The following is a 25,286-nucleotide window of genomic DNA, read 5'->3' as shown; positions in this document are numbered from 1 at the left end:
CGATGGAACGAATCTGGCAGAAGAGCTACCCTCCCGGCGTGCCGCCGGAAATCGAGATGGATGGCACGACGACGCTGGTCTCGGTGGTCCGGGACAGTTGCGCGCGCTACGCGGACAAGACCGCTTACATCAGTATGGGCAAGTCGCTCCGCTATGCGGAACTCGACCGGCTCACCCGCGACTTCGCGGCCTGGCTGCACGCCAACGGCCTGGGCCGCGGCGACCGCGTCGCCCTCATGATGCCCAACCTGCTGCAATACCCGGTGTGCCTGTTCGGCGCCCTGCGGGCCGGTTGCGTGGTCGTCAACTGCAACCCGCTCTATACCGCGCACGAACTCCAGCACCAGTTGGCCGACTCGGGCGCCCGCGCCATCGTGGTCGCCGACAACTTCGCCGCCACCGTGCAGAAGGCCCTGGCCGGCACCGCCGTTGAACGCGTGCTGGTGACCTCGATCGGGGAACTGCTGGGGCCGCTCAAGGGCCGCCTGGTGGATTTCGTCGTCCGCCGCGTCAAGCGCATGGTGCCCGCGTGGTCTCTGCCCGGCGCCACGAAACTGGCCGATGCGCTGCGCGCGGGGCGCGGCGCGCCCTTCGTCGAGGTCGAACTGGGCCAGCGCGACCTGGCCTGCCTGCAATACACGGGCGGCACCACCGGCGTGGCCAAGGCGGCCATGCTGACCCACGGCAACCTGGTGGCCAATCTCAGTCAGGCCTATGCCTGGGTAAGCCCCCTGGTGACGGAAGGCGAAGAGTGCATCGTGACGGCGCTACCGCTCTATCACATCTTCGCGCTCACGGCGAACTGCCTGACCTTCATGAAAATGGGCGCCAGCAACCTGCTCATCATCAATCCGCGCGACATCCCCGGGCTGATCAACGAAATGCGCAAGGTGCCGTTTTCGGCCTTCACCGGCGTCAACACGCTCTTTAACGCCCTGCTCAACCATCCGGACTTCGCGCGCCTGGATTTTTCCCGGCTGCGCCTCACAATGGGCGGCGGCATGGCGGTGCAGCGCTCGGTGGCCGACCGCTGGCAGGCCGTGACCGGCCGCTCGCTGGCGCAGGCCTACGGGCTTACCGAGACCTCGCCCGCGGTCACGATCAACCCGCTGGACGTGAAGGTCTTCACCGGGTCGATCGGCCTGCCCGTGCCGTCCACCGACATTTCGATCCGCGACGACGACGGCCGGGAACTGGGCATTGGAGAAACCGGCGAGATCTGCGTGCGCGGCCCGCAGGTCACGCAGGGCTACTGGAAGCGCCCCGACGAAACCGCGCTGGTCCTGTACCCGGACGGTTTCCTGCGCACGGGCGACGTCGGCTATGTCGACGAGAACGGCTACGTGTTCCTGGTCGACCGCAAGAAAGACATGATCCTGGTCTCGGGCTTCAACGTCTATCCCAACGAGGTCGAGGACGCGGCCGCCCTGCACCCCGGCGTGAAGGAAGTGGCCGCGGTGGGCGTGCCCGACGAACGCTCGGGCGAGGCCGTCAAGCTGTACGTCATCCGCAAGGATCCCGCCCTGGACGCCGCTACGCTGATCGCGCATTGCCGCAAGCAGCTGACCGGCTACAAGGTGCCGCGCTACGTGGAATTCCGCGACGACCTGCCGCGCACCAATGTGGGCAAGATCCTGCGGCGCGAGCTCAAGCCTACCGCGCAGCCGGCCCAGCCCGTTGCGGCGCGGTCGTCGACCAAGGCCTGAGGACGCCCGCGCCGCCTTACCACTGGCCGAAGAAAACGCCCGCCCGCTTGTGCGCGTTCGTCGCCTTTTCCACGGCTTCGTCGCTGATCGTCGTGCGGCGCTTGCCGCGCAGCATCCAGTCCAGCAACCGCTCGCGCAGCGCCAGCCGCGTGCTTGCATGCGCGCTGCTGCGCCCGAGGTCCTGGTACTCGTCGGGGTCGGCGTGCAGATCGAACAGCTGCTCGGGCTCGTCCAGCCAGTACACGTACCGCCAGCGGTCCGTCCGCACCGACCAGGCGCGCGCGTTCTGCGGCGTCTTGCCGCGCAGGATGCGCGCCTGGCGGAAGCTGTAATCGAGTTCCGAAAACACGCAGTCCCGCCACGGAGTGGCGCCGTCCCTGCCGTGCAGCAGCGTCTGCAATTCCCGGCCTTCCAGCAGATGGCAAGGGCCCGGCGTCCCCAGCGCGCGCAACACGGTGGGCACCAGATCCACGCTTTCGACCATATCGGCCAGCGCCTTGCCGCGCGTGGCGTCGGCCTCGACCGAGGGATCCATCACGATGAACGGCACGCGCTGCACGGTGTCGTAGAACAGCTCCTTTTCGCCCAGCCAGTGGTCGCCCAGGAAGTCGCCGTGGTCGGCGGTGAACACGATGAGCGTGTTCTTCATCAGACCCGCGCTTTCCATGTAATCGAACAGCCGGCCCAGGTGATCGTCCAGCTGCCGGATCAGCCCTTGATAGGCGGGCCGCACCACGCGCACGCACTCGTCCGAGGAAAAGCTGACGCTTTCTTCCTGCTGCCGGTAGGCCGCCACGACCGGATGCGCGTCCGCCAGCTCTTCATGGTTGCGGCGCAGCGGCAGGCATTGGTCGGCCGTGTAGCGCTGGTGGTATGGGGCCGGCGCCATGTAAGGCCAATGCGGCTTTACGTAGCTCAGGTGCAGCACCCAGGGCTGGCCGCCGCGCCGCTTCATGAAGTCCAGCGCCTGGTCCGTCATATAGGCGGTTTCGGAATGCGGTTCGGCCACGCGCGACGGCAGGTGCACGTTGCGCATGTTCCATCCGCTGACGACACGGCCGTCCGCGTCCACTCCCGCGATGACATAGTCGGTCCAGGGGTCGGCGCTGTCGTAGCCATGCCGGCGCAGGAAAGCGGGATAGCCGCTTTCCTCGCCGGGGGTGTGGTGGCCGTCGTAGCGGTCCAGCTCGGTGAAGCCGCCGCGGGCGAGCAGCACGCCCAGCTCGGAAGCGCCGTCGATGGCCAGCCGCTCCATGCCGGCCTTGTCCGGGATGATGTGCGTCTTGCCGGCCAGCGCCAGTTCGCGCCCCTGCCCCGCCAGGTACTCGCCCAGCGTGATTTCGTTCACGGACAAGGGCACCCGGTTCCAGGTCGCGCCGTGGCGGGAAGGATAGCGCCCCGTGTAATAGCTCATCCGCGATGGGCCGCAAACGCCCGAATTCACGAAGGCCCGCTCGAAGCGCGCGCCGCGCGCGGCCAGCGCGTCCAGGCTGGGGGTCTGCAGATAGGGGTGGCCGTAGCAGCTCAAGTGATCGGCGCGCAGCTGATCCGCCATGATGAACAATACGTTCTGTACCGCGCTCATCTCCGCTCCTATTGTTCCGCCTTGAAGCCGGAGGCGCGCACCACCGGCTCCCATTGCTTGCGGTAGGCGGCCAGCGCGTCGGCAGTGCCGCCCGCGTCCAGGGCCACTGGCTCCAGATAGGCCGCGCGCACGGCTTCCTGCATGGCGGGTTCGCGCAAAATGGCCGCGATGTCCGCGCCCAGGCGCCCGATCTTGGCGTCCGGCATCGCCGCCGGCGCGAAGAACGCGTTCCAGCCGTCCGCCGCGAGGTTCACCCCCTCTTCCCGGAACGTCGGCACGTCCTTCAGTTCGGCGTCGCGCGCGTCGCCCGACACGGCCAGGATCCGGATCTTGCCGGCGCGGTGCTGCGGCAGCAGGGTGTCCAGCGTGTCGATGCCTTGCGGGAGAATGCCGCCGATCAGTTCGGAGATCAGCGGCGCCGAACCCCGATAGCCGACCACTTCCGGATCCTGGCCGATCTCGCGGCCCAGCATCAGCGCGAAAAAGTGCGGCAGGCTGCCCGTGGCCGGCACGCCCACGGTGAATTGCCCCGGATGCGCCCGCAGCCACTGGCGCAGGCCGCCCAGGTCCTGGATCGGCGAACCGGCGGAAACGGCCAGCGCGAACTTGTAGCGGCTGACCAGCGACACCGGTTTGAAGTCGCGCTGGGCGTCATAGCCGGGCTGGGCATAGACCAGGGGCGCCACCACCATCACGGCGGGGTTTGCCAGCATCAGCACGTTCTGGCCGGCCGGCGCCGCATGCAGGCCCTGGGCCGCGATGCGGCCGCCCGCCCCCGTCTTGTTCTCGACCACCACGGGCACGCCGACCCGCTCCTTCAGCCGATCGGCGACCAGCCTCGCGATGCGGTCGGAACTGCCGCCCGGGGGATACCCCACCACAATGGTCAGCGCCCCGTCCAGCGGGGCCTGTTGCGCACAGGCCAGCGGGACAGCCCCCGCCAGCGTTGCCGCGACCGCGGCCCCTGCCATCCACTTACGCATCGTCTTCTCCTGGAGACAGCGGCCCACTGTCGATTATGGTTGTCACTGCCCGGCCGGTTCCCTAATGGGAAAATTGAATTTAGCAATGGGGACATTTGTTGATCTAATCCAGGACTACCCATAACGATATGCGGTGCGTCAAGGAGGAGAAGCCATGTCGACCATTCCCCCGTCCGGCCAACGCCGCCTGGCGGACATGCCGATGTACCGGCTGTACCAGGCCTGGTCGCAATCCAACCCGGTCTTCCTGCGTTTGTGCGAAGGGCGGTTCGGCATCACGCGCCGCGAATGGCGCATCCTGGCCTGCGCCGTCGAAGGCGGCATCATGAGTTCCGCCGAACTGGCCGCCGCCGCCAAGCTGGACCTGCCGCGCACGTCGCGCACGCTGGGCGCCTTGTGCGAAAAAGGCTGGCTGCGCCGCCTGCACGACAGTGCCGACCGCCGCGTGGTGCGCGTGCAAGCGACGGCCGAGGGCCTGGCCCGCTACCAGGGCCTGCTGCCCGAGGTCTCGCGGCTGAACGACCTGCTCGTGCAGGATCTGAGCAGCGCCGAAGTGGCCCTGCTGCGCGATTTCCTCAGCCGCATCGAACAACGCGGACGCCGCATGGCGGAAGACAACATCGTCGAGGAAAAAGCCAGCCGCCGCGAAGGCGGCACGCGCCGGGCGCGGTACGCCTGAGGCTCGGGTGTCGCGCAGCGCCAACAATCGACGGCGAATATCGCTGCGATGTGAACGATCCGCAAACCGCTGATAGCACGGCTTTTTTCCCGCATAGCCCTGCCGGCCGCACCAGGCCGCAGGGCTTTTTTACATATGGGGCCGGCCTGTTTCCTGGCAGCTCCCAGTCATTTAATTAATAATAATTATCGTTGTTATTCTTATATTCAATCGCTGACGGCCACCCGCGGCCGCAGGGGAGAACTCTTGAATCGCCATTCTTATCCCGTCGCGCGGCACGCGCGGCGCCAGGTGCTATTGCCCATCGCCGCCGCACTGGCCGCCTGCATCGGCAACTCGGCGCACGCCCAGCCCGCCACGATTCTGCCCGCCGTGCAGGTCACCGGCACGGACGAAACCGCCTTCGGCCCGGTCGACGGGTACGTGGCCACGCGCAGCGCCGCCGGCACCAAGACCGACACGCCGCTGTCGGAAACGCCCCAGGCCATCACCGTGATTCCGCGCGACCAGATCGTGGACCAGGGCGCGCAGGACATCCAGGACACCATGAACTATGCCGCCGGGGTGCGTCCGAACGCGTATGGCGTGGACAACCGCGCCGACTATGTGCGCATCCGCGGCGTCGAACCGGTCCAGTACCTGGACGGGCTGCGCCAGTACTTCAGCTTCAACAATCCGCGCACCGAGGTGTATGCGATGGAGCGCGTCGAGGTGCTGCGCGGCCCCTCCTCCATGCTGTACGGACAGGGCAGCACCGGCGGCATCGTCAACCTGGTCAGCAAGCGCCCGCTGGAAGAAGCGCAGCGCGAAATCGGCGTCGTGCTGGGCAACCACAACCGCCGCGAGATCCGGGCCGACCTGACCGGCCCGGCCAGCGAAGACGGCCAATGGCTGTATCGCGTCATCGCCTTGGGACGCGACAGCGACACCCAGGTACAGTACGCGCCGGACGACCGCCTGCTGCTGGCGCCGTCCCTGACCTGGCGCCCCAGCGCCGCCACCTCGCTGACGTTCCAGGCCACCTGGCAGAAAGACCGCGCGGGCACGACGCAATCGTTCCTGCCCTGGAGCGGTTCGGTGCAAGAGAACCCCAATGGCCGCATCCCGACGCGGCGCTTCGCCAGCGAACCGGGCTTCGATGCCTACGACACCGAACAGTTCAGCGTGGGCTGGCTGTTCGAACACCAATTCAACGACACCTGGAAAGTCCGCCAGAACTTCCGCAACACGGTCAGCAGCGTCGACTACAAGACCCTCTATCCCAATGTGTACGGCGCCCGCCGCGGCGACTCGTACATCGATCCGGAACAGACCACCGTCGACCGCATCTTCTATGTCAACAAGCCCCGCATGCGCACGCTGCTGGCCGACCAGAACCTCGAAGGCAAGCTGAACTGGGGCCGCACCGAGCACACGGTGATCTTCGGCATGGACTACTCGCGCTACCGCGAAACCAGCCAGACGGCCAGCGGCGCCGGTTCGCCGCTGAACCTGTTCCATCCCGAATACGGCAACACGCCCCTGTACGAACTGACGGATTCGCCCAAGCAGAACCAGCAACAGCTGGGCTTCTACGCGCAGGACCAGATCAAGTTCGACAACTGGATCTTCCTGGCGGGCATCCGCCGGGACCGGGCGGACAGCACCACCGAGGGCCAGGACAAGGAGACCGACCTGGCCACTACCAAGCGCTTCGGCCTGATGTACGCCGCGGACAACGGCTGGTCGCCTTATCTCAGCTACAGCGAATCGTTCACGCCGATCGCGGGCGCCGACTTCTACAACCAGCGCTGGAAGCCGATGCGCGGCAAGCAAGTGGAAGCCGGCATCAAATACATGCCGAAGGATGCCGACATCGAGTTCACCGCGGCGGCCTACGACCTGCGCGAAAAGAACCGCCAGACCAACGATCCGAACAACCCCAACAACCAGCTGCAGGCCGGCAAGACCCGCACGCGCGGCGTGGAGCTGGAATTGCGCGGCCGCGTCACCAAGGAACTGGACGTGATCGCCAACTACATCTATACCGACCTGGACCCGCAGCTGGAGGCGCAGCCCAAGCACATCGCGTCCATGTGGGGCAAGTATCGCTTCGCGCTGGCCGGCCAACCCGGTTTCGCGGTGGGCGCCGGCGTGCGCTACCTGTCGGCCTTCCGCGACGGCGGCGCGCCCGAAACGCCCGCCGTCACGCTGTTCGACGCCATGGTCAGCTACGACAACGGCCCGTGGCGCTACGCCCTCAACGTGAACAACATCGCGGACCGCACTTACGAGGTGGTCTGCCTGGACCGCGGCGACTGCTTCTACGGCGCCCGCCGCACGGTTATGCTGAGCGGCGCCTACCGCTTTTAGGGCCGGTTTGCCCTAGGGACGGATCGCCCGCTCCTGGGCGGGAAAACCTGTACGTACATGCTGTACGTACAGGTGTACACTACGGTCTTTTCAACCGTCTGACAGACGCGCACACGAACGTCTGCAACCAGAAAAACCGTCCTGGAGACTCGACAGTGTCGACCGAAACTTCCCGCTCGCCCTTTTTTGGCACGATGCAGAAAATCCCCGGTGGATTGATGCTTGTGCCGCTGATCCTGGGTTCCCTGATCGGCACCTTCGCCCCCGACGCGCTGGCGATCGGCGGCTTCACCACCGCCCTGTTCAAGAACAGCGCCCTGCCCCTGATCGCGCTGCTGATCTTCGCCACCGGCACCCAGGTCAACACCCGCACGGGCGGCCCGATCCTGGCCACCGCGGGCACCATCCTGCTGATGAAGACTCTGGTGCCCGCCACCCTCATCATCATCCTGGGCAGCTATGTCGGCCTGGACGGCGTGCTGGGCGTGTCGATCCTGGCGATGCTGGCGGCCTTCGACAACAGCAACGGCGGACTGTGGCTGGCCTATACCGGCCAATACGGCGACGCCCGCGACCGCGGCGCCTACGTGGCCAGCGCGGTCAACGACGGCCCCTTCTTCAGCCTGCTGTTCCTGGGCGCTTCGGGCCTGGCCGACATCCCCATGATCGCCCTGGTGGCCGCGCTGGTGCCCTTCCTGCTCGGCGTGGTCGTCGGCAACCTGGACCCCAAATGGCGCGACGTGCTCAAGCCCGTGCCCAACATCGTCATCCCGTTCTTCGCCTTCGCGCTGGGCACCGGCATCAACCTGGGCGCCGTCGTCAGCGGCGGCATCAGCGGCCTGATCCTGGGCCTGATCATCAGCCCCATCACGGGCGGCCTGGTCTACCTGGGCTACCGCCTGATCCTGCGCCGCGGCGGCAAGAGCGGCCTGGGCTTCGCGGCCGGCACCACCGCCGGCAACGCCATCGCCACCCCCGCGGTGGTGGCCGCGGCCGATCCCAACTTCCAGCAATACGTGTCGACCGCTACCGCGCAGGTCGCCGCATGCGTGCTGATCAGCTCCATCCTGGCTCCGGTGCTGGCCTCGTACTTCCTCAAGCGGGCCGGTGAACTCAAGTCCGACGACGCTGAAACGGCCGCAGGTTCGCCCGCCGCCCTGCGCGAGGCGCGCGGAGAAGCGCTTTGAGTCCCGCCATCGCCATCGTCGCCGATGACCTGACCGGGTCGGGCGACACGGCGGTGCAGTTCGTCCGCGCCGGCTGGAGCACCCATCTGTCCATCGGCGGCGCCGACGAAGCGCTGTCGGGGCCGGCCACGGCCGGCGTCGAAGTGCTGGCGGTGACGACCAACAGCCGCGCCCTGTCCGCCGCCGACGCGGCCCAGGTCGTGCGGCAGAACGTGCAGCGACTGCGCGCCGCCCGCGTATCGCGCCTGTACAAGAAGGTGGATTCCACCTTGCGCGGCGCCTTCAAGGCCGAGATCGACGCGGCGCGCGAGGCCTGGGGCCCGGACACGGTGGCGGTGATCTGCCCCGCCTTCCCGGCCACCGGCCGCACTGTTGAAGCAGGCATTCTCTATGTGAACGGCAAGGCGGTCACCGAGACCTCGGCCGCCACGGACCCGGTCACGCCGGTCACGGAAAGCCACATCCCCACGCTGCTGGGCTGCGCCCACGTGGCCCGCCAGGACGGCGACACGCCGGAAACGCTGGCCGAGCGCATCCGGCGGGCCGGCCACACCGTCGTGGTCGACGCCGCGACCGACGCGGACCTGGAACGGCTGGCCCGCGCCATCGGCCTGCTGGGCGAACGAGCGCTGCCCGTGGGCGCAGGCGGCCTGGCCGTACCGCTCGCCCGGGTCTGGGCCGGCGCCGATCAGGCCGCACCCGTCGTGGTGGTCGTCACGTCCCAGCACAGCGCGGCGCGCGCGCAAGCCGCCGCCCTGCAAGCCTCGGGCGCCGACACCTGGACGCCATCGCTGGCCCAGCTGGCCGATGACGCCGCCTGGCAGGCCTGGAGCCAGCCCCTGGTGCAAGCGCACTCGCTGGCCCCCGCCCATGCCGGCACGGTGCTGCTGCTGGCGCCCGAAGGGCAGCTGGAAGGCCTGGATTCCGAAACCGTCGCCGAGCGCCTGGGCGCCCTGGCGGCGCAGTTGATCGCAGCCTCGCGCGCGGCGGGCGTCGTCGCCACCGGCGGCGACGGCGCGCGCAGCGTGCTGCTGGCGCTCGGCGCCCGGGGCATCGCGCTGGTGGATGAAGTCATGGGCGGCGTGCCCCTGGGCACGCTGACCGGAGGCATGGCCGCTGGCCTGCCCGTGGTGACCAAGGCCGGCGGCTTTGGCACCGAAGACGTATTGGTTCGCGCGGTCCGCGCGATCCGCGACAGGAGATTCAAACGATGACACAACCCCAACCCAACAAGCTGCCGCTGCTGGCCGTGACCCTGGGCGACGTGGCGGGCATCGGGCCGGAAATCACGGCCAAGATGCTGATGGGCCATGACGACCTGCGCCAGAAGGCCCGCCTGCTGGTGGTAGGCGACGTGGACGTGATGGCCAACGCCGTGCGCGGCCTGGGCGGCGATCCCGCCATCGTCCGCAAGCTGGACCGCGCCGCCGACTGCAGCAACGCGCCTGGCACGATCGAAGTGCTGCAGGCCGGCCCGTCGCTGGCGCATGTCCCGTTGGGCGATATCAGCGCGGACGCGGGCGACGGGTCGGTGCGCTTCGTCACCACGGCATGCGCCCTGGCGCGCGCCGGCGAGGTCGACGGCATCGTGACCGCCCCGCTGAACAAGGCCGCCATGCATGCCGCGGGCCACAAGTGGCCGGGCCACACCGAACTGCTTGCGCACGAGTTCGGCGTCAAGACTTTCTCGCTCGTGCTGTCGGCCGGCGACCTCTACATCTTCCACGCCACCACCCACGTCTCGCTGCGCCAGGCCATCCAGGACCTGACCCCGGCGCGCACGCGCGCGGTGCTGCGCCTGGCCGGCTCGTTCGCCAAGGCGCTGGGCCGCGGCGACCAGCCCGTAGCGGTGTCGGGCCTGAACCCGCACGCTGGCGAAAACGGCATCTTCGGCACGGAAGACGCCGAGATCCTGGCGCCCGCCGTGGCCGAAGCCAATGCCGCCGGCATCCTGGCCGCCGGCCCGATCCCGGCCGACGCCCTGTTCCCGCAGGCCGTGCGCGGCAAATGGCAGTTCGTCATCGCCTGTTATCACGACCAGGGCCATGCGCCGTTCAAGGCGGTCTATGGCGACGACGGCGTGAACATCACCGTCGGCCTGCCGGTCGTGCGCGTGTCGGTAGACCACGGCACCGCCTTCGACATCGCCGGCCGCGGCATCGCCCGCGAAGACAGCCTGGTCCTGGCCGCCGAGCGCGCCGCGCATCTGGCCCCGGGCTGGACGCATGTATGGGAAACTGCGCGGGCACAAACCGGAGGTTGATTTCCATGGCGCCCGCCACGCACGACGCATTGCCCGTTCTTGACCGCTCCGGCGATACGCCGCTGCACGCCCAGGTGGCGGCCCAGCTGCGCGGATACATCCGCGCGAACCAGCTCGCGGCCGGCGCCGCGCTACCCAGCGAGGCCGCCCTGTGCGAACGGTTCGGGGTGGCGCGCAGCGTGGTCCGCCAGGCGCTCGGCGCCCTGGCCGCCGAAGGCCTGATCCAGCGCGAAAGCGGACGCCCCGCCACCGTCGCGGCGCCGCAAGAACATCGCCGGCTGGTGCAGCGCTCCACCGGCCTGTACGAACAGTTCGCCCAATCGGGCGTCGCGCTGCAAACACGCGTGCTGGCGTTCGCCCGCGCCGAGCCGCCCGCCGAAGTGGCCGAATTCTTCGGCACTTCGCGGCTGCTGCTACTGGAACGCCTGCGCCACGTGGCCGATGCGCCCCTGGCCTACGTGCGCACCTGGCTGCCCGTGGATGCGGTTCCCGGGCTGCGCGCCGAAGACCTGGCCGACGCATCGCTGCACGGCGTGCTGACGCGCCGTTTCGGCCTGCGCCCCGGCGCGGGACGCAACCAGATCCGGGCAGTCGCCGCCGACGCCCGGCTGGCCGGCCTGCTGGACGCGCCGGCGGGCACGCCCCTGCTGATGCTGCAGGGCCGGGGCATGGACCAGCACGGCAGGCCGCTGGAATGGTTCACCACCTGGCACCGCGCGGAGCAACTGGTGTTCGACGTGGACGTCAGCATGGGCCACGAAAGCGTGCAGCCTCGCCTGCAGCCCCCTGCCGCACAGCCGGATCCCGCCCCCGGCGGACACGATCCGCTGGCGCGCGCCCAGGCCCTGGTGGCCGAACTCTCCGCTGAACTGGCCCGGCTGCGCGGCCAGTCTTGAACCATGCGCGCCCCGCGGCCCGGCCCCTGCCTGGCCTCGCGCGGGGCATCGCCACGAACCTGCTGGCCGCTAGCCCAGCAGGTTGTCCCTGACATGCAATAGGTGCCGCCGCACCGCCTCCATGGCCCGCGCGGCGTCGCGGTCGCGCAGCGCGTCGACGATCTCGCGATGCTCGGCCTGATAAGCCTCGCGCCGTTCCGGCGTCAGGCTCTTGCGCTTGAGAGCGCCCCACGTCGCCTGCGACCTCGCCGCCGTCATCAGCGCAAACACCTTTTCGATGAAGAGATTGTGCGTGGCCGTGGCCATCAGTTCGTGCAGCTTGGCGTCCCAGACCTCGAAAGCTTCGAAGCTGACCGCGGACTCGGCCTGCTCGCAGGCATTCTGCATCGCGGCGAAGTCGGCGGGCGTGCCGTGCTGCACCACCAGCGCGGCAATGGCCGGCTCCAGGACCAGGCGCGCGGCCATCAGTTCGGCCGGACTGGTCGATACCACTTCGCCGCGCAGCGCGGCCTCGGCCTGCGCCAGCGTGGAAGGCGGGTTCGCATAGGTGCCGCTGCCCACGCGCTGCGAGATCATCCCCTCCGTTTTCAATTCGGACAGCGTGCGGCGCACCGTGGAACGGCTGATGCCGAATTGCTCGCTGAGCGCGCGCTCCGTGGGCAGGCGGTGCCCAGCCGGCCAGACGCCGGACTGCAGGTTCTCGATGATGACCGCCCGCAAGGCGGAAGCTTTATCCATGGACACCCTCTGAAAGACTGGTTCGAATAATACCAAATCAGTCCAATAAGAGCCCCACGCGACCGCATATTTATCCCATCATTCCGGTTCTTTTGGTATATCCTCGCGTTGAATTGGGCCTATCAGCCCATTAATTGGTATGTTTTGGTTCTAATAAAAGGCGGCAAGGCCGCTCAGGGAGCAAGAATGAAAATTGCAGTATTTCGCGTCGGCGGCGAGCGCCGGATTGGCGTGGTGTCCGATGACGGCAGCACGGTGACCGCCCTGAACTTTCCGCGGGAACTCGCCGCGGCCGGCGCGCTGACGGCGGTGCAATGGCTGGCCGAAGGCCGCGCCTTGCCGGCCAGGACCGGTTCGTCCTATCGCTGGGACCAGGTGGAGCATGAAGCGCCCTTGCCCGCGCAACAGCGCAACCTCTTCTGCGTGGGCCGCAACTATCACGCGCACGCCAAAGAATTGCGCGACTCCGTGTTCAAGGACAACGACGCCAATCCGGAATCGTGGCCCATCGTGTTCACCAAGGTGCCGCAGACGGTGGTGGGCCCACGGGCCGATGTGCGCCTGCCCACGGGCATTTCCGACAAGATCGACTACGAAGCCGAGCTGGCGGTGGTGATCGGCAAGGGCGGCAGCAATATTTCGCGCGCGCAAGCCATGAATCACGTGGTCGCCTATACGGTGGTCAACGACGTCACGGCGCGCGACGTGCAGATGCGCCACCAGCAGTGGGACCTCGGCAAGTCGTTCGACACCTTCTGCCCCATGGGCCCGTGGCTGGTGACGGCGGACGAACTGGACGGCCAGAAGACCCGGGTGCGCTGCTGGGTGAATGGCGAGCTGCGCCAGGACGGCAACACCGAAGACCTCATCTTCGACATTCCCACCCTGATCGAAACCTGCTCGCGCGGCATCACGCTGTATCCCGGCGATGTCATCGCGACGGGGACGCCCGCCGGCGTGGGCCAGGGCCTGAATCCGCCGCAGTTCCTCAAGAGCGGCGACACGGTGCGAGTGGAGATCGACGGCATAGGCAGGATCGAAAACCGCTTCGTCTGAGGGAAAGCGCCGGGCATGCACACGGCGCGACGCAGCACATAACGACACAAAGGAGTGAGACATGAAACTGCGCTGCAAGCGGCTGGCCGCTGCCGCCCTGGTATGGCTGGGCACGTCCAATGCGATGGCTGCGGACTATCCCGAGCGTGCCGTGACCATGGTGGTGCCCTTCCCGCCCGGCGGGGTCGCGGACACGATCGCGAGGCCGTTGGCCCAGGCCTTGGGCGACAAGCTGGGCCAGCCCGTCGTCATCGAGAACAAGGGCGGCGCGGGCGGCGCCATCGGCATCGGCCAGGCCGGACGCGCCAAGCCGGACGGCTACACGCTCCTGATGAGCCTGTCGTCCATTTCCATTCTGCCCGCGGCGGACCGCCTGCTGGAACGCAAGCCGGCCTACCAGTTGGACCAGTTCGTGCCAATCGCGCGGATCACGGCCGACCCTACCGTGCTCGTGGTGCGCGCGGATTCGCCGTACAACACGCTGCAAGAGTTCATCGCGGGCGCCAAGAACCGGGCCGGCAAGCTCAGCTACGGCACGTCCGGCATCTACGGCACGATGCACGTACCGATGGAGATGCTGCAGAACGCGGCAGGGATCAAGATGATGCACGTGCCCTTCACCGGCGCCGGCCCGGCCGTGCAGGCGCTGGTGGGAGGACAGGTCGATGCGCTGGCCACCGGACCGTCCAGCGTCATGCAGCTGATCCAGGCCGGACGCGTAAAGCCGCTGGCGCATTGGGGCGATGGCAAGCTCGACAGCCTGCCGCAGGTGCCGTCCTTCAAATCGCAGGGCTACGACATCAGCTTCGTGCAATGGTCCGGCGTGTTCGCCCGCGCCGGCACGCCCTCGGCCGTCATCGACAAACTGCGCCAGGCCATCAAGGACATCGCCAACGATCCTGGCGTCCAATCGCGCATCGCCGGCACCGGCAGCCCCGTGCAGTACCTGGATGCGCCGGCGTTCGACGATTACTGGAAAAAGGATTCCGCATCGCTGGAGGTGGCGGTGCAGCGGATCGGCAAGGTCGAATAAGCGCGGCCCCGCCGCCTGCGCCCCGGGCAGGCGGCCGCTACGCGGCCACCTGCCGCGCCAGGGCCTTGCGGTCCACCTTGCCCACTGCATTCTCGGGCAGGTGCTCCACCCACAGCACCTCTCGCGGTACGTAGATCCGGCCCAGCCGGGCCAGCACTTCGGCCTGGATGGCCGCCGCGTCCGGCACCGGATCGCCCGCGCGCTGCACGAAGATCACCGGCACTTCGCCCAAATCGTCGTCCGGCGCTCCCACGACACAGCAGGCGGCCACGCCCGCCAGGCCAGTGACGACGCCTTCGACCAGCGCGGGCGAAATGTTCTCGCCGCCCCGGATGATCACGTCCTTGATGCGGCCGGTAATGCTCAGGTAGCCCTGTTCGTCGAACCGCCCCAAGTCACCCGTGCGCAACAGCGTCGATGCGGTCTCGCCTGCGTTGTCCACGCCCAGGTAGCCCAGCATCAGGCTGTCGCCCGCGATGCAGATCTCGCCCTCGCTGCCCGGCGCGGCCTCGCTGCCGTCGGGCAGCCGCAAGGTGACGCTCTGCCCCGCCAGCACCGTGCCTACCGAGCCCACCCGCCGCGCGCCGGGCGGATTCATGGTCGACGTGCAGGTCGCCTCCGACAGGCCGTAGGACACCACCAGCGGGCAGCCGAGGAAAGCCTCGATGCGCCGGTGCAGCGCCTCGGTGATCGGGGCCGAGCCGCAGCGCGCGAAACGCAGGCCCGCCAGGCTGTCCGGATCGAATTCCAGCTCCAGCATGCGGGCGTACATGGTCGGCACGCCGGTGATGATGGTCGGCCGGAAGGCGCGCAGCAGGCCCGGCATGTCGTCGGCGCGGAAGCGGCCCGCCAGCGCCACGCTGGCCCCCGCCAGCAGCGGCGCAAAGATCTGGTTGTTCAGCGCATTGGTGTGATGCAGCGGCATCACGTGCAGCAGGCGGTCTTCCGGTGTCAGCCCCGTATGCGCCAGCACGCCGCGCGCGTTGTTCGCCAGGCCCCGATGGCTCAGGAGCACGCCCTTGGGGTTCCCCGTGCTGCCAGACGTAAACAGCAGCAGGCCGGGATCCCGGGCCGCGGCGTCGCCTGCGCGGCACCAGTCCAGCGGCCCTTGCGCGATGCGCCCCGCGTCCAGCCGGCGCGCGGGCGCCAGGCCGCTGGCCTGGGCGGTGCCGGCATTGGCCTCGTCATACAGTATCCACGCCAGGCCGACCGCCGCCACGCGCCTCGCGGTCTCTTCGACCGACAGCCGCGGCTCCAGCGGGCACGGGCAGGCGCCCGCCGCCATCGCGCCCAGTATGGCCAGCACCTGCTCCAGCGAACGCTCCATGGCGATCGCGACGTAGCTGCCGCGCGCGACGCCGGCGGCGCGCAGGCCGCCCGCGACCTGCCCAACCCGGCGATGCAGGTCCTGGTATGTCAGCTCGCCTTGCGCGGTCACGATGGCGGGAAGCCCGGCCCATCGCGGCTGGCTCCACGCGCGCGCCCACGCCGCCGCCAAGGTAGCATCGTTAATCGTCATGGCGGCCTCCTAGCGGAGCGTAACCGCGGCGTCGCGCTCGAACTGCCCGTCCGCGTCGAGTTCGCGCAAGGCGCGGGCCTCCGCGGCGGTGGGCGGTTCGGAGGGCGCCGCCCCCGTGGCGTCGAACTCGAAACCCGTGCGCTCGCGCACCTCGGACAGGCTGGACTCGGGATGCCACGATTGCAGGGCGAGCCGCCCGTCGCGCTTGATGAACACCGCGATGGGCGTCACCACGCCATGGAACCCGCCCCAGGACGTCATGAAGTCCAGCTTGGGCACGAAGGTGCGGCGCGAATGCTCCGTGCGCCAGGTGCAGGCGCGCCTGGCGGTCGGCAGCATTACGGCGCCGCCCCCGCCGCCCGGCAGCCGCACCTTGGGCTCATGCCAGTTCCCGATGCAGGAATTGTTGGCGCAGCCCTCGCCGTCGATCTGCGCCGCGCCCAGGAAGGTCAGGTCCATGCGGCCGCGGGTGCACAGATCGTAGAAGTCCTCGTTCGAAAAAATCGACGCGGTATGTTCGGCCAGCACCGGATCCGAACTGGAGAGCGGCACGTGCGAAGGCCGCGGGTTCACGCCCCCGGCCACGTTGATGTAGACAAAATCCCACTCATAGGCGCGCTTGGCCAGCAGGCAGGCCAGCATCGGCATGGTGGAGTTCACGCCGCTGAACGTGATCTCGTCCGGCCGGATGAAACGCGCCAAGTTGGTCACGATGTACGAAAAGCCCGACCATTGCTCAGCCATGATTCACCTCCCGCGCTTCGGGCGCCGCGGCCATGTGCGCCTGCAGATCGCCCTGCTTGTCCATGTATGCCTCCACCGCCGGATAGTCGATGGCGTAATCGGGCCAGCAGGAGCCTGGCCATGCGCCCTGCGGCACTACCGCGTACGCCTGCACCATGAAAAACGGGATCAGCGTGGATTCCGGATTGGCCTCGAACACGGCGCTGTCGACGACCTTCTCGGCCACCACCAGCACGCTGCCCGCGGCGCGCGACATGATGCGGTCCCAGTGCGCCGTGCCCAACACACGCACATTGCCCTGCGCGTCCACTTCGGAAGCCTGGATCACGGCGAAATCGGGGCGGATCGCCGGCACCACCCAGGTCTTCTGCCCGCTTCCGTAGGGATCGTCCAGGCACTTCCAGCCATTGAGTTCGGGCAGCCCGCTGCCGTGCAGGCCCCCGCAAGGCTGGAACGGCACGCCGAAGGCGGCCGCCCGCAAGCCCGCGGTCAAGCTGGCGCAGGCATGCTCCTCCAGTTCGATCTCGCGGCGCTCCACCGCCTTGCGGTACCAGGGCGCCAGGCCGAAGTTCCCTTCCATGGCGACGATGCCGGCGCGCACCCGTCGCAGCGCGCCCGCGCGGCACAGGATGTCCACGTCGTAGCCCGGCGATTGCTTGATCAGTTCCAGGTCGCGCCGCCCCTGGCGGATCAGTTCGCGTACGAAGGCGAACGGCCCGCGGTGTAGAAAACTGCCGCCCAAGGCGATCGACGCGCCGTTGGGCACCAGCGCCGCCAGCTCCGCCAGCGAACACTGCTTGTTCTTTTGGTTGAATCCCGATGCCATGTTGTCTCCTTGCCTGCTTTATCTTGTGCGGCTAGCGCGCCTGCAGATACGCGGCCACGCGCGCCTTCAGGCCCGGCTCGGCAGCCGAGCGGACCAGGCGTGCGAGGTCGGTGTCCGGCGTCTCGGCCGACAGCGCCGCATACAGCTGGACGCGGCTGGCGCAAGTCAGGGCGGATGCCGTCTCCTGCGCCTGCTGCGCGATGTCCGGCCAATCCTGCGCCGCGGCGAGCCGGCTGGCGAACCCGTCGCACAACGCCTCTTCCGCGCCGAACGTCGCGGCCTGCTCCAGGATGGCGCGCGCGCGTTCCGCGCCCACCAATGCGGCGAAACGCCGCGTGCCCAGCACCAGGCCGAACTTCAGCCCCGGCATGCGGAACGTGGCGTCCGGCGCGCTCACGCGCCACTTGCAGGCGCCGAACAGATCCACGCCCGCGCCGAAGTTACGTCCATGCGCCAATGCCAGGGTCAGGCAAGGCGAGGCCGCGAGCCGCTGCAACAGCGTCTCGATGCGTACGAAGCGCAGCAGCAGGTCGCCCTCGCTCTGCGCCTGCCAATCGCCGAAGTCGAAGCCCGCGCTGAAGTTCTTGCCTTCGCCCTTCAGCACGATGAGCCTGGCGCCTTGCGCTTCGGCCTCGTTCAGCGCGGCGATCAGCGCCTCCACCAGGTCGGCCGACAAGGCATTCATCTTTTCGGGCCGGGCCAGCGTGAGGACATGGCGATCGCCCTGCTTCTCGATATGCAGCACATCGCTCATGCCGCCGCTCCTTTCTTGCCGGCGCGCAGCGCGCCCAGCACCTCTTCGTTGTGTTCACCCAGCGCGGGCGGGCGGCGCCGCAAGGCGGTCGTCTCGCCGTCGAAGCGCACCGGCAGGCCAAACGTACGCGTGCGCACCCCGTTCGGCAGCTCCACGGGCTGAACCCAGCCCATGTGCTCCACCTGCGGGTCGGCCAGCACTTCGGAATAGGTGTTGATCGGCGCGCACGGCACGCCCGCGGCGCGGAAGCGCGCGAGCCAGGTCTGCGCGTCCTCGGCCTCGAAGATAGCCTCGAGGATCTCACGCAAGGCGGTCTGGTTCCGTGCGCGCGAGGTCGTGTCGGTGAAGCGGGCGTCGGCCAGCAGATCTTCCCGGCCGACGGTGGCGCACACGCTTTTCCATAGGGCCTGGTTGCCCGCCGCCATGCCGAAGTAGCCGCCCTTGCAGCGGAACGCCTGATAAGGCGCGTTGCGCGGATGCGCCGAGCCCAGCTTGACCGGGTCCCGGCCGCTGCCGAAGAACTCCGAGGTCTGCAGGGCCGCGATGCCCAGCGTGGCGCCCAGCATCGGCACGTCGATATGCGTGCCCTGCCCGCTGGCCTGCGCCGCGCGCAAGGCGGAGGCGATGGCGAAGGCGCCGTACAGGCCCGCCGAAAAATCCGCCACCGGCACCCCGCACTTGACGGGTTCCCCGCCCGCTTCGCCGGTGACGCTCATCAGCCCGCTCATGGCCTGGATGGTCAGGTCGAACCCGCCTTCCTGCGAACGCGGCCCCGACTGCCCATAGGCCGAAATCGAACAATAGACGAGTCTGGGATTCACTTCGCGCAATTGGGCATAGCCCAACCCCAGGCGGTCCATCACGCCCGGCCGATTGTTTTCGATCAGCACGTCTGCGCCCGCCGCCAGCTCGCGCGCCAGGGCCAGGTCAGCCGGGTCCTTCAGGTTCAGCGTCACCGACCGCTTGTTGCGGTTGAGCGAGGCGAAGTTCTCGCTGTAGCCGTCGGTGATGGGCGGCCAGCTGCGCAGCGTATCGCCGCCTTCGGGGTTCTCGACCTTGATGACGTCCGCGCCCATGTCCGCCAACAACATGCCGCAAAACGGGCCCGCCGCGACGTTGCAAATCTCCAGCACCGTGATGCCGGCCAGTGCCGAACTGGGTTTCATGTCTGACCTCTCGTTATGAAAATTCAATATTTGGGACTCGAAAAATATTATAAGAGCGCGCTTCCCGGAATGGCATTATCCCGCTCTGGCTGGAAAATCTTAGTGCATTCCCTAGGAGCGCCGCTTAATTCTTGACCAGCATATCACCGTGTGGAATTCTACGTAAACCATTTATTGGAACATGAGTCCCATAAATTAGGACTTATAAAATGACGGCAGCGACGGCGATCGCCCACGGCCACGGCCCGCGTCCGCGCATGCCGGCACCATCGACCCAAAGGAGACTTGCATGAAAAAGTTGTGGCGTATTGCCCTCGCGAGCGCGGTCCTGGCGTTGGCGGCCGGCCCTGTCGCGGCCGACACTTGGCCCGCGAAACCCGTGCGCATGGTTGTGCCGTTTCCGCCCGGCGGCGCGACCGACGCCGCCGCGCGCATCTATGCGCAACACCTTGGCGACTATCTGGGACAAAGCGTGGTCGTGGAGAACAAGGCCGGCGCGGGCGGCGAGATCGGCGCAGAATTCGTGGCCAAGTCCCCGGCCGATGGCTACACGCTGCTGATGGGCGCCGTGGGCAGCCACGCTATCCATGCCGCCATGCCGGACAAGCCCGGCTACGATTTCGGCACCGCGTTTGTCGGCGTGTCCATGGCCACCAGCATGCCCATGGCCGTGGCGGTGAACACCAGCAGGGTTCCCGCCAGGAATGTCCAGGAACTCATCGCCCTGGCCAAGAGCAAGCCCGGGTTCATCACCTACGGATCGGCGGGGCCCGGCACGTCGCAGCACATGGCGGCGGAGCTCTTCCAGGTGGTATCCGGCACCCGCCTCATGCACGTGCCCTACCGCGGCAGCGGCCCGGCGATCACCGACCTGCTGGGCGGCCAGATCGACATGGTCATCGAAACGCTGCCCGCGCTGCTGCCGCAGGTGGCCAGCGGCAAGATCCGGCTGCTCGGCGTCACCACCGCCACGCGCGCCACCGCGCTGCCCGACTTGCCTACCCTGATGGAGCAAGGCGTAAAGGACTACTCGGTCGCCACCACCTACGCGCTGCTCGCCCCTGCCGGCACGCCGTCCGCGGTGGTGGACAAGCTGTCGGCCGGGATGCAGAAAGCCGCCGCCATGGCCTCGGTGCAGCAGGCCGCGCTGAAGCTGGGCGCCGACGCCGTGGCCACCTCGCCCGCCGACACCAGCCGCGTGCTCAAGCAGGAAGTCTCGCGCTGGGCCGACGTCGTGCGTCTCTCGGCGGCCAAGTGATGGCGCCGCAAGCAACGCCCTCGCCGCTCGCGGCGGACCTGGCCATCGTCGGCGGCGGCTCGGTGGCCATCAGCTTTCTGTACCAGTTCCTGCTCTCCCTGGACTCGGGCGCGCCCCGGCCTCCCGTCATCCGCCTGTTCGAACCTCAGGCCGAACCCGGCCCGGGCGGCGCCTACCAGGACGACCTGTCCAGCAACCTGCTCAACATTCCGGCCAGCAACATGTCCGCGCTGGCGGACCACCGCAAGGACTTCGTGCAATGGCTGCGCGGGCAGGATCCGGCCTGGCTGCGCGCCCAGGGCGCGGACACGATCGAACCCGCGGATTTCCTGCCCCGCCCGCTCTTCGGCGCCTACCTGCGCGCGGTCTATACGCGGGCCCGGGATCTGGCGCGCGCGCTGGGCGTGACGCTTACGCACACGCAAAGCCGGGTGCGGCGCGTGGCGCCTCTGCCGGGCGCGCGCGTACGCGTCGAGCCCGAGCAGGGCGAGCCCTGCGTCGCACGCTATGCGGTGCTGTGTAACGGCAACCTGCCGTCGCAGGCGTTCCCCGGCCTGCAGGACGCGCCCGGCTACTTCAATAGCCCCTATCCCGTGCGCGCGCTGGCCGGCGGCATCGCCCCCGATGCCGCCGTATGCGTCGTCGGCACCAGCCTGAGCGCGGTCGACGCCGTGGCCGCTATGCAGCAGGCGGCCCATCGCGGCCCGATCCTGTGCGTCTCCCGCAACGGCCGCCTGCCTTCCGTGCGCAGCCCCCACAACCGGCCGCCGGACAGCCTACGGCAACTCAGCCGCGACGGCGCCATCCAGCTTGCCGCGCGCCATGGCGGCACCCTGTCCGTGGACGTGATCGCCGCCGCGCTCAAGGACGAGGTGCTCGCCCTGGGCGGCAACGTAGACGCGGACGACCTGCTGGGCCTGGCGGGCGACGCGCGAATCGCGCTGGACGAAGAAGTCAACCGGTCCGCACGGGCCGCCCGGCCATGGCAGGCCGTGGCAGCCGCAACCAACGCGGCCGTTGACCAGATCTGGCACCTGATGCCCGATGCCGAACGCGGCCGCTTCCAGTCGCAATGGCGTTCGCTGTGGATGGCGCGGCGCGCCACCTTTCCGATGCGCAACGCGCTGAAGCTCCAGGGCCTGTTCCAGACGGGCCAGCTGCAAGTCGGCGCCGGCTACCAGGACACCCGCCACGACGGCGCAAGCGGGCTGTTCCACACTCGCCTGCGCAATGCCTCGGGCGGGATCGTCACACATGCCAGTCGCTATCTGATCAACGCCACCAGTTTCTCGGTGGACGCGCTGCGCACCGAAGATCCGCTGGTCGCCGCGCTGCTGCGCGAGGGGCACGCGCAGTCCGACCCCCACGGCGGCCTGGCGCTCGACTACGGCACGGGCTGCCTGAAGAATGCGCGCGGCGAGATCCAGCCCGGCATATCGGTATTGGGCAGCCTCGCGGGTGGCACGTACTTCTGGACGACCTCCATGGACGTCAATGCCCGGCTCGCTCGCGACCAGGCCCGCCGCATCGCCGAAGAAATCGCGCAGCAGGCCGCCACAGCCTCCCTTTCGGCGTGAACGGACCCTAGCCCAGAAAGCCCCGGCGGTGGCCCATCCCTTGCGAGATGGACTGCGCACAGGCCGACACGTCCGGAGCCAGCTGCTTCATCCTGGCCGCGCTCAGGCGGTCCAACGGGCCGGAGATGCCCACCGCGGCCACGGGCTGGTCCAGGCTGTTGAACAAGGTCACGGCCAGCCCGCCCACCCCTTCGCGCCATTCCCCGCGGTTGACCGCGTAGCCGGCGCGGGCGATCTTGCGCAACTCGTCTTTCAGCAGGGGCATGGACACGATGGTCGACGGCGTGTGGCGCAGCAGCTTGTCGGCATAGCGTTCGACGTAGCCGTCGGCCTGGTAGGCCAGCAGGGCCTTGCCGGTGGCCACGGCGTAGGCAGGCGCGCGCCCGCCCACCATGGAATAGGCGCGTATGGGCTGCGGGCTGTCGATCTTGTCGATATAGACCACGTCGAAACCGTCCAGCACCGACAGGTGCACGGTCTCGCCCGTCTGATCCGCCAGCGCGCGCATGAACGGCGCGGCCAGCTTGCGCACGTCCAGTTGGGCCAGCTGGCGGGCCGCCAGTTCGAACAGGCGCACGGCGCCCCGATAGCCGCCGCCATCGTCGTCCTTGATCACGTAGCCGGCGTGGATCAGCGTCTGCAGGGTGCGGTGGGTATTGCTGCGCGTCAGCCCCACCCGGGCGGCCAGCGCATCGATGGTGCGCGGCGGATTGTCCACGTCGGTCACCGCCTCTAATACCATCAGGCCCTTGAGCAGCGTCTTGTCCATGGTTTTTCCTAATATTTAGGACGGAAACATAGCATGAGACGCCGCGCCCGAACAGGCTTGCGCAAATCCCCTAGGCGAGGGATGCCCGCAAGAATTGCGAACGGTCCCACAGATTCGGCACGCTTGCCGAGGAATAGCCCGACACGAACGGCTTGGCCTGGCCGGTCGCCGGGTCGTAGACATGGCGCGACACGGCGCCGATATTGCCGCCGTACATGTGCACGCTGATGGACACGCGGTCCGCGTGCGCGTTGGACACGCGGTGGATGTCGCCTTCGGCCGGAGACAGGCGCTCCACGTCGCCCGGCTGCAAGGTTGTGGCGGCGCCCTCGGGCGCGATGCGGCCTTCCGGATCGCGGACGTAACGCTGATTGACCTCGGCGCCGCGCAGCATGCCCACATAGCCCCAGACCTCGTGGTCATGCACCGGCGTGGACTGCCCTGGCCCCCACACGAAACTCACCAGCGAGAACCGCTCCAGCGGATCGCAATGCAAGAGGTATTGCTGGTAGTACTGCGGATGCGGCACCGTACAGGCCTCGGGCAGCCAGTCGTCGTGGCGCACCAGGTCCGCGAACGCGGCCTCGAGTTCCGCGCTCTGCGCCAGCGCGGCCGGCGACGCCAGGCGCGTCGCGATGGCAATGAAACGGCGCAGCCGCTCCAGGCCGTCGTGTGATTCAGGCATTGCGTTTCTCCAAGGCGTATTGAAATCCCAAATTGAAAAAGCAGTATCCACGATTCGGGACGAATGCGCATTCATGGCCCTGCCGCCGGCCGGGTAATCGCGGCACTGGCGCGGCACCTCCCCAAACTTGCCGTCGTCACGCAGAACGTGGACGGCCCGCACGAACGGGCAGGCAGCTCACACGTCGCGCACCTGCACGGTTGCCTGCACGCGCCGCGGCTCCTTCGCCCCCCCTAGCACAGGCAAGTCCGGATGTGTTGCGGCGTGAAGATTCGTGAGGATGTCCGGCGCCGGTGTCGCGCTGAATCCACGCCGCCGACGGTTCCAGGGGAAACCCCAAATTCCACCTTGCGCACCGCGGGATACAGTGGCGAAATAGGTTTCGGCCGTGGAGACCATCATTCCGTTTTCCTGGAGACTTCCCGACGTGTTCGTGCGCTCGCCGGACGGTGTTCTACACCGTGTGGTGCGTCACGCCACGACCACGGAAACCATCGCCAAGCTCGAGAGCATGCCCAGCAATTACCACCTGGATTGCGAATGCATGCTCGACAACGGCGAGACCCTCTGCTGGATCGGCAATGACCAATACCGCCAATTGAACGGCGGCGCGATTTTCACCGCCGAATCCGTCGTCACCGCGCCTCGCGGCGAAGCCCGCAAGAGCGGCGCCCCAAAAGGCGGCGTGCACGATGCCCGCAGGAAACCTGTCCAGCGCAAGAAACTTGCCGCGGGCCAAGGCCACGTACCATTAGCTGTCGTCAATTTGAAAACCGGCAACGACTGGAGCCTGATACGCGCATGGCGCGAGCACCTCAATATCAGCACTGCTGACATGGCTGCCCGGCTAGGCGTGGACCACTCCATCTATATCGAACTGGAACGGCCGCGCCCACGGCCCCGGCAGGTCATTCTGGACCGCGTGTCGGAAGCCTTGGGCGTGTCCCCCGACCAGCTCGACGATTCATTGTTAGGCGGACATTTTCACTAGCGCAGCGCCGGAACATCAAACTTCCCGCCTGGCGCGCTGAAAATGTTCAAATGACTTTGGCGCCGCATACATAATGACCCGCGCATGGAGGTGTAAATATGCTCGGCACAGCAAGACGACTTACCGACGTCCTCGCCACCGCTCCGGACGGCACGTTGTACCGCATTGAACGATTCGTCTCGGACCCGGACGCATACTCCGCGCTGGGCACGTCCCGTTTCGACCCCAAGGCCCATTGCGTATGCCGCACCAGCGCCGGCGACAAAGTCGCCTGGCTGGGCGGACAGACCTATCAACTGCTGAAAAGCGGCACGGCATTGACGGCCGTGGACCGGCGCCGGCAATAACTGCCGCGCAAAATGAAAAGCGGCTTGATGAGTCATCATCAAGCCGCTTTTTTCTTTCGCCGGAACCACGGCAATGCCGCGGTTCCTGAATAAGGTTGGTGCGCCCGGCAGGATTCGAACCTACGACCCCCTGGTTCGTAGCCAGGTACTCTATCCAGCTGAGCTACGGGCG

General features: G+C 68.0%; 24 protein-coding genes. 14 read left to right on the top strand and 10 right to left on the bottom strand.

Going from position 1 to position 25,286, the window contains the following annotated elements:
• The first annotated feature begins 2 nt into the window (after positions 1-2).
• The gene (locus tag AGI3411_RS26170) at positions 3-1,706 is read left to right on the top strand and encodes an AMP-binding protein (protein ID WP_129530237.1); all 1,704 of its coding nucleotides are present in this window, start codon (positions 3-5) and stop codon (positions 1,704-1,706) included.
• A 16-nt stretch (positions 1,707-1,722) separates the two neighbouring features.
• Here AGI3411_RS26170 and AGI3411_RS26165 read toward each other — a convergent pair whose 3' ends face one another.
• Entirely contained in the window at positions 1,723-3,291 is a 1,569-nt protein-coding gene (locus tag AGI3411_RS26165) for a sulfatase-like hydrolase/transferase (RefSeq protein WP_129530236.1), read from the bottom strand.
• Between the two features lie 8 nt (positions 3,292-3,299).
• Positions 3,300-4,274, bottom strand: a complete 975-nt coding sequence (locus tag AGI3411_RS26160) for a Bug family tripartite tricarboxylate transporter substrate binding protein (protein ID WP_129530235.1) — start codon at positions 4,272-4,274, stop codon at positions 3,300-3,302.
• A 154-nt stretch (positions 4,275-4,428) separates the two neighbouring features.
• Between AGI3411_RS26160 and AGI3411_RS26155 the strand changes: the two genes are divergently transcribed.
• The 6 genes from AGI3411_RS26155 to AGI3411_RS26130 all read left to right on the top strand — a co-directional run bounded on the left by AGI3411_RS26155 (position 4,429) and on the right by AGI3411_RS26130 (position 11,651).
• Entirely contained in the window at positions 4,429-4,953 is a 525-nt protein-coding gene (locus AGI3411_RS26155; RefSeq protein ID WP_129530234.1) for a MarR family winged helix-turn-helix transcriptional regulator, read from the top strand.
• 246 nt (positions 4,954-5,199) lie between these two features.
• Entirely contained in the window at positions 5,200-7,305 is a 2,106-nt protein-coding gene (locus AGI3411_RS26150) for a TonB-dependent siderophore receptor (protein WP_129530233.1), read from the top strand.
• Positions 7,306-7,460: 155 nt separating this feature from the next.
• On the top strand, positions 7,461-8,492 hold the full coding sequence (locus AGI3411_RS26145; RefSeq protein ID WP_129530232.1) for a 2-keto-3-deoxygluconate permease: 1,032 nt from the start codon (positions 7,461-7,463) through the stop codon (positions 8,490-8,492).
• Entirely contained in the window at positions 8,489-9,706 is a 1,218-nt protein-coding gene (gene dtnK / locus AGI3411_RS26140) for a D-threonate kinase (protein WP_129530231.1), read from the top strand. Before AGI3411_RS26145 ends, dtnK begins: the two co-directional genes overlap by 4 nt.
• Positions 9,703-10,755 (top strand): 4-hydroxythreonine-4-phosphate dehydrogenase PdxA, encoded by a 1,053-nt coding sequence (pdxA, locus tag AGI3411_RS26135; protein ID WP_129530230.1) that lies wholly within the window; start codon positions 9,703-9,705, stop codon positions 10,753-10,755. Before dtnK ends, pdxA begins: the two co-directional genes overlap by 4 nt.
• 5 nt (positions 10,756-10,760) lie before the next feature.
• Positions 10,761-11,651 carry a GntR family transcriptional regulator gene (locus tag AGI3411_RS26130; RefSeq protein ID WP_129530229.1) on the top strand — a complete coding sequence of 297 codons (891 nt, stop codon included), beginning with the start codon at positions 10,761-10,763 and terminating at the stop codon, positions 11,649-11,651.
• Positions 11,652-11,720: 69 nt separating this feature from the next.
• On the opposite strand, the gene AGI3411_RS26125 is transcribed toward AGI3411_RS26130, so the two are convergent.
• Positions 11,721-12,389: a FadR/GntR family transcriptional regulator gene (locus tag AGI3411_RS26125; RefSeq protein ID WP_129530228.1), complete on the bottom strand. Its 669-nt coding sequence runs from the start codon at positions 12,387-12,389 to the stop codon at positions 11,721-11,723.
• A 186-nt stretch (positions 12,390-12,575) separates the two neighbouring features.
• Here AGI3411_RS26125 and AGI3411_RS26120 point away from each other — a divergent pair, with 186 nt between their 5' ends.
• Positions 12,576-13,445, top strand: coding sequence for a fumarylacetoacetate hydrolase family protein (locus AGI3411_RS26120; RefSeq protein ID WP_129530227.1), 870 nt, complete (start codon positions 12,576-12,578; stop codon positions 13,443-13,445).
• Between the two features lie 61 nt (positions 13,446-13,506).
• Positions 13,507-14,478: a Bug family tripartite tricarboxylate transporter substrate binding protein gene (locus tag AGI3411_RS26115; RefSeq protein WP_129530226.1), complete on the top strand. Its 972-nt coding sequence runs from the start codon at positions 13,507-13,509 to the stop codon at positions 14,476-14,478.
• Positions 14,479-14,515: 37 nt separating this feature from the next.
• Here AGI3411_RS26115 and AGI3411_RS26110 read toward each other — a convergent pair whose 3' ends face one another.
• From AGI3411_RS26110 to AGI3411_RS26090, 5 genes are read right to left on the bottom strand one after another with little or no spacing between them, the layout of a single operon-like run.
• Complete coding sequence (locus AGI3411_RS26110; protein WP_129530225.1) at positions 14,516-15,997, bottom strand: class I adenylate-forming enzyme family protein; 1,482 nt, start codon at positions 15,995-15,997, stop codon at positions 14,516-14,518.
• Positions 15,998-16,006: 9 nt separating this feature from the next.
• On the bottom strand, positions 16,007-16,741 hold the full coding sequence (locus AGI3411_RS26105) for a CoA-transferase subunit beta (protein ID WP_129530224.1): 735 nt from the start codon (positions 16,739-16,741) through the stop codon (positions 16,007-16,009).
• A complete protein-coding gene (locus AGI3411_RS26100) occupies positions 16,734-17,567 on the bottom strand; it encodes a CoA transferase subunit A (protein WP_129530223.1) in 834 nt (277 codons plus the stop codon). Before AGI3411_RS26100 ends, AGI3411_RS26105 begins: the two co-directional genes overlap by 8 nt.
• Positions 17,568-17,598: 31 nt before the next feature.
• Positions 17,599-18,321 carry an enoyl-CoA hydratase/isomerase family protein gene (locus tag AGI3411_RS26095; RefSeq protein ID WP_129530222.1) on the bottom strand — a complete coding sequence of 241 codons (723 nt, stop codon included), beginning with the start codon at positions 18,319-18,321 and terminating at the stop codon, positions 17,599-17,601.
• Entirely contained in the window at positions 18,318-19,487 is a 1,170-nt protein-coding gene (locus tag AGI3411_RS26090; protein ID WP_129530221.1) for a CaiB/BaiF CoA transferase family protein, read from the bottom strand. Before AGI3411_RS26090 ends, AGI3411_RS26095 begins: the two co-directional genes overlap by 4 nt.
• A 289-nt stretch (positions 19,488-19,776) precedes the next feature.
• On the opposite strand from AGI3411_RS26090, the gene AGI3411_RS26085 reads away from it, so the two are divergent.
• Together AGI3411_RS26085 and AGI3411_RS26080 are read left to right on the top strand one after the other, a co-directional pair.
• The gene (locus tag AGI3411_RS26085; RefSeq protein ID WP_129530220.1) at positions 19,777-20,745 is read left to right on the top strand and encodes a Bug family tripartite tricarboxylate transporter substrate binding protein; all 969 of its coding nucleotides are present in this window, start codon (positions 19,777-19,779) and stop codon (positions 20,743-20,745) included.
• Positions 20,745-22,322 carry an FAD/NAD(P)-binding protein gene (locus tag AGI3411_RS26080; RefSeq protein ID WP_244240459.1) on the top strand — a complete coding sequence of 526 codons (1,578 nt, stop codon included), beginning with the start codon at positions 20,745-20,747 and terminating at the stop codon, positions 22,320-22,322. The genes AGI3411_RS26085 and AGI3411_RS26080 overlap by 1 nt, the downstream gene beginning before the upstream one ends.
• A 7-nt stretch (positions 22,323-22,329) precedes the next feature.
• Here the strand turns inward: AGI3411_RS26080 and AGI3411_RS26075 are convergent, their stop codons facing one another.
• Complete coding sequence (locus AGI3411_RS26075) at positions 22,330-23,091, bottom strand: IclR family transcriptional regulator (protein WP_129530219.1); 762 nt, start codon at positions 23,089-23,091, stop codon at positions 22,330-22,332.
• A 70-nt stretch (positions 23,092-23,161) separates the two neighbouring features.
• Positions 23,162-23,776, bottom strand: coding sequence for a cysteine dioxygenase family protein (locus AGI3411_RS26070; protein WP_129530218.1), 615 nt, complete (start codon positions 23,774-23,776; stop codon positions 23,162-23,164).
• A 63-nt stretch (positions 23,777-23,839) separates the two neighbouring features.
• On the opposite strand from AGI3411_RS26070, the gene AGI3411_RS30550 reads away from it, so the two are divergent.
• From AGI3411_RS30550 to AGI3411_RS26055, 3 genes are all read left to right on the top strand, one after another.
• Positions 23,840-24,013, top strand: a complete 174-nt coding sequence (locus AGI3411_RS30550) for a Sir2 family NAD-dependent protein deacetylase (RefSeq protein ID WP_129530217.1) — start codon at positions 23,840-23,842, stop codon at positions 24,011-24,013.
• Between the two features lie 151 nt (positions 24,014-24,164).
• The gene (locus AGI3411_RS26060) at positions 24,165-24,767 is read left to right on the top strand and encodes a helix-turn-helix domain-containing protein (protein ID WP_129530216.1); all 603 of its coding nucleotides are present in this window, start codon (positions 24,165-24,167) and stop codon (positions 24,765-24,767) included.
• Between the two features lie 98 nt (positions 24,768-24,865).
• Positions 24,866-25,114: a hypothetical protein gene (locus tag AGI3411_RS26055; RefSeq protein ID WP_129530215.1), complete on the top strand. Its 249-nt coding sequence runs from the start codon at positions 24,866-24,868 to the stop codon at positions 25,112-25,114.
• The last annotated feature ends 172 nt before the right edge of the window (positions 25,115-25,286 follow it).

The sequence above is a fragment of the Achromobacter agilis genome (assembly GCF_900496965.1).
In the GTDB taxonomy this organism is placed as follows: domain Bacteria; phylum Pseudomonadota; class Gammaproteobacteria; order Burkholderiales; family Burkholderiaceae_B; genus Achromobacter; species Achromobacter agilis.
This window is presented reverse-complemented; position numbering and strand designations above follow the sequence as displayed.

Coding starts and splice junctions, on each gene's coding strand:
- AGI3411_RS26170 (WP_129530237.1), top strand. CDS start 3: ATGGAACGAATCTGGCAGAAGAGCTACCCTCCCGGCGTGCCGCCGGAA.
- AGI3411_RS26075 (WP_129530219.1), bottom strand. CDS start 23,091: ATGGACAAGACGCTGCTCAAGGGCCTGATGGTATTAGAGGCGGTGACC.
- AGI3411_RS26125 (WP_129530228.1), bottom strand. CDS start 12,389: ATGGATAAAGCTTCCGCCTTGCGGGCGGTCATCATCGAGAACCTGCAG.
- AGI3411_RS26105 (WP_129530224.1), bottom strand. CDS start 16,741: ATGGCTGAGCAATGGTCGGGCTTTTCGTACATCGTGACCAACTTGGCG.
- AGI3411_RS26095 (WP_129530222.1), bottom strand. CDS start 18,321: ATGAGCGATGTGCTGCATATCGAGAAGCAGGGCGATCGCCATGTCCTC.
- AGI3411_RS26160 (WP_129530235.1), bottom strand. CDS start 4,274: ATGCGTAAGTGGATGGCAGGGGCCGCGGTCGCGGCAACGCTGGCGGGG.
- AGI3411_RS30550 (WP_129530217.1), top strand. CDS start 23,840: ATGCGCATTCATGGCCCTGCCGCCGGCCGGGTAATCGCGGCACTGGCG.
- AGI3411_RS26130 (WP_129530229.1), top strand. CDS start 10,761: ATGGCGCCCGCCACGCACGACGCATTGCCCGTTCTTGACCGCTCCGGC.
- AGI3411_RS26070 (WP_129530218.1), bottom strand. CDS start 23,776: ATGCCTGAATCACACGACGGCCTGGAGCGGCTGCGCCGTTTCATTGCC.
- AGI3411_RS26155 (WP_129530234.1), top strand. CDS start 4,429: ATGTCGACCATTCCCCCGTCCGGCCAACGCCGCCTGGCGGACATGCCG.
- pdxA (WP_129530230.1), top strand. CDS start 9,703: ATGACACAACCCCAACCCAACAAGCTGCCGCTGCTGGCCGTGACCCTG.
- AGI3411_RS26115 (WP_129530226.1), top strand. CDS start 13,507: ATGAAACTGCGCTGCAAGCGGCTGGCCGCTGCCGCCCTGGTATGGCTG.
- AGI3411_RS26080 (WP_244240459.1), top strand. CDS start 20,745: ATGGCGCCGCAAGCAACGCCCTCGCCGCTCGCGGCGGACCTGGCCATC.
- AGI3411_RS26085 (WP_129530220.1), top strand. CDS start 19,777: ATGAAAAAGTTGTGGCGTATTGCCCTCGCGAGCGCGGTCCTGGCGTTG.
- AGI3411_RS26100 (WP_129530223.1), bottom strand. CDS start 17,567: ATGGCATCGGGATTCAACCAAAAGAACAAGCAGTGTTCGCTGGCGGAG.
- AGI3411_RS26055 (WP_129530215.1), top strand. CDS start 24,866: ATGCTCGGCACAGCAAGACGACTTACCGACGTCCTCGCCACCGCTCCG.
- AGI3411_RS26120 (WP_129530227.1), top strand. CDS start 12,576: ATGAAAATTGCAGTATTTCGCGTCGGCGGCGAGCGCCGGATTGGCGTG.
- AGI3411_RS26110 (WP_129530225.1), bottom strand. CDS start 15,997: ATGACGATTAACGATGCTACCTTGGCGGCGGCGTGGGCGCGCGCGTGG.
- AGI3411_RS26090 (WP_129530221.1), bottom strand. CDS start 19,487: ATGAAACCCAGTTCGGCACTGGCCGGCATCACGGTGCTGGAGATTTGC.
- AGI3411_RS26165 (WP_129530236.1), bottom strand. CDS start 3,291: ATGAGCGCGGTACAGAACGTATTGTTCATCATGGCGGATCAGCTGCGC.